Source organism: Facklamia languida CCUG 37842, assembly GCF_000245795.1.
GTDB lineage: Bacteria > Bacillota > Bacilli > Lactobacillales > Aerococcaceae > Facklamia > Facklamia languida.
Map to the genome: position 1 here is coordinate 1,256,387 of NZ_JH601133.1, position 4,199 is coordinate 1,260,585.

The following is a 4,199-nucleotide window of genomic DNA, read 5'->3' on the forward strand; positions in this document are numbered from 1 at the left end:
ACGTGTGGGTAGCGGAGAAATTCCAATCGAACTTGGAGATAGCTGGTTCTCTCCGAAATATATTTAGGTATAGCCTCAGAGTAAGAGTCGTGGAGGTAGAGCACTGTTTGGACGAGGGGCCCTCCCGGGTTACCGAATCTAGATAAACTCCGAATGCCACAGACTTATCTCTGGGAGTCAGACTGCGAGTGATAAGATCCGTAGTCGAGAGGGAAACAGCCCAGACCACCAGCTAAGGTCCCTAAGTTACTGTTAAGTGGAAAAGGATGTGGAGTTGCACAGACAGCTAGGATGTTGGCTTAGAAGCAGCCATCATTGAAAGAGTGCGTAATAGCTCACTAGTCGAGTGATTCTGCGCCGAAAATGTACCGGGGCTAAACAGTACACCGAAGCTGTGGATTCAGCAATGAATGGTAGGAGAGCGTTCTATAGGCGGAGAAGGCATACCGTAAGGAGTGTTGGAGCGTATAGAAGTGAGAATGCCGGTATGAGTAGCGAAAGACGGGTGAGAATCCCGTCCACCGATAGACTAAGGTTTCCAGGGGAAGGCTCGTCCTCCCTGGGTTAGTCGGGACCTAAGCAAAAGCCGAACGGCGTATGCGATGGATAACAGGTAGAAATTCCTGTACTTGGGGTAACGTTTGAGCGATGGAGGGACACAGGAGGTGAATCCACGCAGACGGATGGAAGCGTCTGTAGAAGCAGTGAAGCGGGAGAAGAGTGAAAGGCTTATCTCTAACGACGAGCTGTGACCTGGAGCGAAGCAAGAAGTAGCGAAGGTGGATAATCAAACTGTCGAGAAAAGCTTCTAGTGAGTGCACCCAACCCGTACCGCAAACCGACACAGGTAGTCAAGTGGAGAACACTAAGGTGAGCGAGAGAACTCTCGTTAAGGAACTCGGCAAAAAGACCCCGTAACTTCGGGAGAAGGGGTGCTGACGCAAGTCAGCCGCAGTGAATAGGCCCAGGCGACTGTTTATCAAAAACACAGGTTTCTGCTAAATCGTAAGATGATGTATAGGAGCTGACGCCTGCCCGGTGCTGGAAGGTTAAGAGGAGTGCTTAGCGCAAGCGAAGGTGCGAATTGAAGCCCCAGTAAACGGCGGCCGTAACTATAACGGTCCTAAGGTAGCGAAATTCCTTGTCGGGTAAGTTCCGACCCGCACGAAAGGCGTAACGATCTGGGCACTGTCTCAACGAGAGACTCGGTGAAATTATAGTACCTGTGAAGATGCAGGTTACCCGCGACAGGACGGAAAGACCCCATGGAGCTTTACTGCAACTTGATATTGAGTGTTTGTGTGACATGTACAGGATAGGTAGGAGCTTAAGAAGTGTGTACGCCAGTATGCATGGAGGCGATGGTGGGATACTACCCTTGTGATATGAACCCTCTAACTCGCGCCAAGCAAGCGGAAGACAGTGTCAGGTGGGCAGTTTGACTGGGGCGGTCGCCTCCTAAAGAGTAACGGAGGCGCCCAAAGGTTCCCTCAGAATGGTTGGAAATCATTCGCAGAGTGCAAAGGCAGAAGGGAGCTTGACTGCGAGACCTACAAGTCGAGCAGGGACGAAAGTCGGGCTTAGTGATCCGGTGGTACCGCATGGAAGGGCCATCGCTCAACGGATAAAAGCTACCCTGGGGATAACAGGCTTATCTCCCCCAAGAGTTCACATCGACGGGGAGGTTTGGCACCTCGATGTCGGCTCATCGCATCCTGGGGCTGAAGTCGGTCCCAAGGGTTGGGCTGTTCGCCCATTAAAGCGGTACGCGAGCTGGGTTCAGAACGTCGTGAGACAGTTCGGTCCCTATCCGTCGCGGGCGTAGGAAATTTGAGAAGAGCTGTCCTTAGTACGAGAGGACCGGGATGGACACACCGCTGGTGTACCAGTTGTTCCGCCAGGAGCATCGCTGGGTAGCTATGTGTGGGATGGATAACCGCTGAAAGCATCTAAGCGGGAAGCCAGCTTCAAGATGAGATTTCCCATTCGAAAGAAGTAAGACCCCTGAGAGACGATCAGGTAGATAGGCTAGAAGTGGAAGTATAGTGATATATGGAGCGGACTAGTACTAATCGGTCGAGGACTTAACCATAAAGATTTTGAGGTTTTGTGAGGTGTTATTTAGTTTTGAGTGATCGAGAGACGCTCTAAGACATAAAGAAGACGTGTGGTGATGATGGCAAGAAGGACACACCTGTTCCCATGCCGAACACAGCAGTTAAGCTTCTTAGCGCCGATGGTAGTTGGAACTTTGTTCCTGTGAGAGTAGGACGTTGCCATGCGTTTTTCATTTATGTTCGGGGAATTAGCTCAGTTGGGAGAGCGTCTGCCTTACAAGCAGAATGTCAGCGGTTCGAGCCCGTTATTCCCCATTAAGTTAAATTATTGTTGACTCGTTAGCTCAGTCGGTAGAGCATCTGACTTTTAATCAGAGGGTCACAGGTTCGAATCCTGTACGGGTCATCGTTCCATAGTTCTTTATGGAATATGCGGGTGTGGCGGAATTGGCAGACGCACCAGATTTAGGATCTGGCGCCTTCGGGCGTGGGGGTTCAAGTCCCTTCACCCGCACTTGGCTTTAGCACTTGGCTTTAATTGAATATTCAGCCGGCTTAGCTCAGTTGGTAGAGCATCTGATTTGTAATCAGAGGGTCGAGGGTTCAAGTCCTTTAGCCGGCATATGCGGAAGTAGTTCAGTGGTAGAACATCACCTTGCCAAGGTGGGGGTCGCGGGTTCGAACCCCGTCTTCCGCTTTTGCCAAATTTAACATTTAGGCTTTTAGCCGGGGTGGCGGAATTGGCAGACGCACAGGACTTAAAATCCTGCGGTGAGTGATCACCGTGCCGGTTCGACTCCGGCCCTCGGCATTCGCGTTTTTAACGTGAATCAATTGAATACACGCACCCGTGGCTCAACTGGATAGAGTACCTGACTACGAATCAGGCGGTTGCAGGTTCGAATCCTGCCGGGTGTATTAAATGATCGGGAAGTAGCTCAGCTTGGTAGAGCACTTGGTTTGGGACCAAGGGGTCGCAGGTTCGAATCCTGTCTTCCCGATTTATTTATAAATGGGGGATTAGCTCAGCTGGGAGAGCGCCTGCTTTGCACGCAGGAGGTCAGCGGTTCGATCCCGCTATTCTCCATTTTTTATCTTGGCGGTGTAGCTCAGCTGGCTAGAGCGTCCGGTTCATACCCGGGAGGTCATGGGTTCGATCCCCCTCGCCGCTATATTTAGGACGGACCTTTAGCTCAGGTGGTTAGAGCTCCCCGCTCATAACGGGGTGGTCGTAGGTTCGAGTCCTACAAGGTCCATATGATGGATTTTGCTTAATACAAGTTATGGAGGATTACCCAAGTCCGGCTGAAGGGAACGGTCTTGAAAACCGTCAGGTGTGTAAAAGCACGCGTGGGTTCGAATCCCACATCCTCCTTTGCATCTTATGCGGGTGTAGTTTAGTGGTAAAACTACAGCCTTCCAAGCTGTTGTCGGGAGTTCGATTCTCCTCACCCGCTTTGCTTATATAGCAAAATTTGTGATGATGGGCCTGTAGCTCAGCTGGTTAGAGCGCACCCCTGATAAGGGTGAGGTCGGTGGTTCGAGTCCACTCAGGCCCATTAGAATTTTATAATTCTAATATTAGTTGGCACATGGGGAAGTACTCAAGTGGCTGAAGAGGCGCCCCTGCTAAGGGTGTAGGTCGGGTTTTACCGGCGCGAGGGTTCAAATCCCTCCTTCTCCGTTTTATTATCATTAAGGCCCGTTGGTCAAGCGGTTAAGACACCGCCCTTTCACGGCGGTAACACGGGTTCGAATCCCGTACGGGTCATTATGGAGGATTACCCAAGTCCGGCTGAAGGGAACGGTCTTGAAAACCGTCAGGTGTGTAAAAGCACGCGTGGGTTCGAATCCCACATCCTCCTTCTTCCTAATAGGATTTAGGAATATATATTTTATTATCGCGGGGTGGAGAAGCTGGCATCTCGTCGGGCTCATAACCCGAAGGTCGTAGGTTCGAATCCTACCCCCGCAATTACATCTTTTATCAGGGTCCGGTGGTGTAGGGGTTAACATGCTTGCCTGTCACGCAGGAGATCGCGGGTTCAAATCCCGTCCGGACCGTTTATGCGGGTGTAGTTTAGTGGTAAAACTACAGCCTTCCAAGCTGTTGTCGGGAGTTCGATTCTCCTCACCCGCTTT

At 51.1% G+C, this 4,199-nt stretch carries 20 tRNA genes and 2 rRNA genes (1 of these 22 cut by a window edge); all 22 read left to right on the plus strand.

Features of this window, described 5'->3' with window-relative positions:
- Nucleotides 1-2,092, plus strand: a 23S ribosomal RNA gene (locus HMPREF9708_RS05795) (it extends 778 nt beyond the left edge of the window).
- Nucleotides 2,093-2,166: 74 nt separating this feature from the next.
- Nucleotides 2,167-2,282 (plus strand): 5S ribosomal RNA (gene rrf / locus HMPREF9708_RS05800).
- A gap of 17 nt (nt 2,283-2,299) precedes the next feature.
- A tRNA-Val gene (locus HMPREF9708_RS05805) sits at nt 2,300-2,372 on the plus strand.
- An 18-nt stretch (nt 2,373-2,390) separates the two neighbouring features.
- Nucleotides 2,391-2,463, plus strand: a tRNA-Lys gene (locus HMPREF9708_RS05810).
- Nucleotides 2,464-2,489: 26 nt separating this feature from the next.
- Nucleotides 2,490-2,571 (plus strand) — tRNA-Leu (locus HMPREF9708_RS05815).
- A 35-nt stretch (nt 2,572-2,606) separates the two neighbouring features.
- Nucleotides 2,607-2,679, plus strand: a tRNA-Thr gene (locus tag HMPREF9708_RS05820).
- Nucleotides 2,680-2,682: 3 nt separating this feature from the next.
- Nucleotides 2,683-2,754: transfer RNA gene (locus HMPREF9708_RS05825), tRNA-Gly, on the plus strand.
- A 28-nt stretch (nt 2,755-2,782) separates the two neighbouring features.
- Nucleotides 2,783-2,868, plus strand: a tRNA-Leu gene (locus HMPREF9708_RS05830).
- Between the two features lie 33 nt (nt 2,869-2,901).
- Nucleotides 2,902-2,975: transfer RNA gene (locus HMPREF9708_RS05835), tRNA-Arg, on the plus strand.
- Nucleotides 2,976-2,984: 9 nt separating this feature from the next.
- Nucleotides 2,985-3,058: transfer RNA gene (locus tag HMPREF9708_RS05840), tRNA-Pro, on the plus strand.
- 13 nt (nt 3,059-3,071) lie between these two features.
- Nucleotides 3,072-3,144, plus strand: a tRNA-Ala gene (locus HMPREF9708_RS05845).
- Between the two features lie 11 nt (nt 3,145-3,155).
- Nucleotides 3,156-3,229 (plus strand) — tRNA-Met (locus tag HMPREF9708_RS05850).
- 10 nt (nt 3,230-3,239) lie between these two features.
- Nucleotides 3,240-3,313: transfer RNA gene (locus tag HMPREF9708_RS05855), tRNA-Ile, on the plus strand.
- A gap of 29 nt (nt 3,314-3,342) precedes the next feature.
- Nucleotides 3,343-3,432: transfer RNA gene (locus HMPREF9708_RS05860), tRNA-Ser, on the plus strand.
- A gap of 11 nt (nt 3,433-3,443) precedes the next feature.
- Nucleotides 3,444-3,514, plus strand: a tRNA-Gly gene (locus HMPREF9708_RS05865).
- Between the two features lie 28 nt (nt 3,515-3,542).
- Nucleotides 3,543-3,616 (plus strand) — tRNA-Ile (locus HMPREF9708_RS05870).
- A 35-nt stretch (nt 3,617-3,651) separates the two neighbouring features.
- Nucleotides 3,652-3,741: transfer RNA gene (locus tag HMPREF9708_RS05875), tRNA-Ser, on the plus strand.
- 15 nt (nt 3,742-3,756) lie between these two features.
- Nucleotides 3,757-3,828 (plus strand) — tRNA-Glu (locus HMPREF9708_RS05880).
- Nucleotides 3,829-3,832: 4 nt separating this feature from the next.
- Nucleotides 3,833-3,922 (plus strand) — tRNA-Ser (locus HMPREF9708_RS05885).
- Nucleotides 3,923-3,959: 37 nt separating this feature from the next.
- Nucleotides 3,960-4,032, plus strand: a tRNA-Met gene (locus HMPREF9708_RS05890).
- Between the two features lie 16 nt (nt 4,033-4,048).
- Nucleotides 4,049-4,121: transfer RNA gene (locus HMPREF9708_RS05895), tRNA-Asp, on the plus strand.
- 5 nt (nt 4,122-4,126) lie between these two features.
- Nucleotides 4,127-4,197, plus strand: a tRNA-Gly gene (locus HMPREF9708_RS05900).
- The last annotated feature ends 2 nt before the right edge of the window (nt 4,198-4,199 follow it).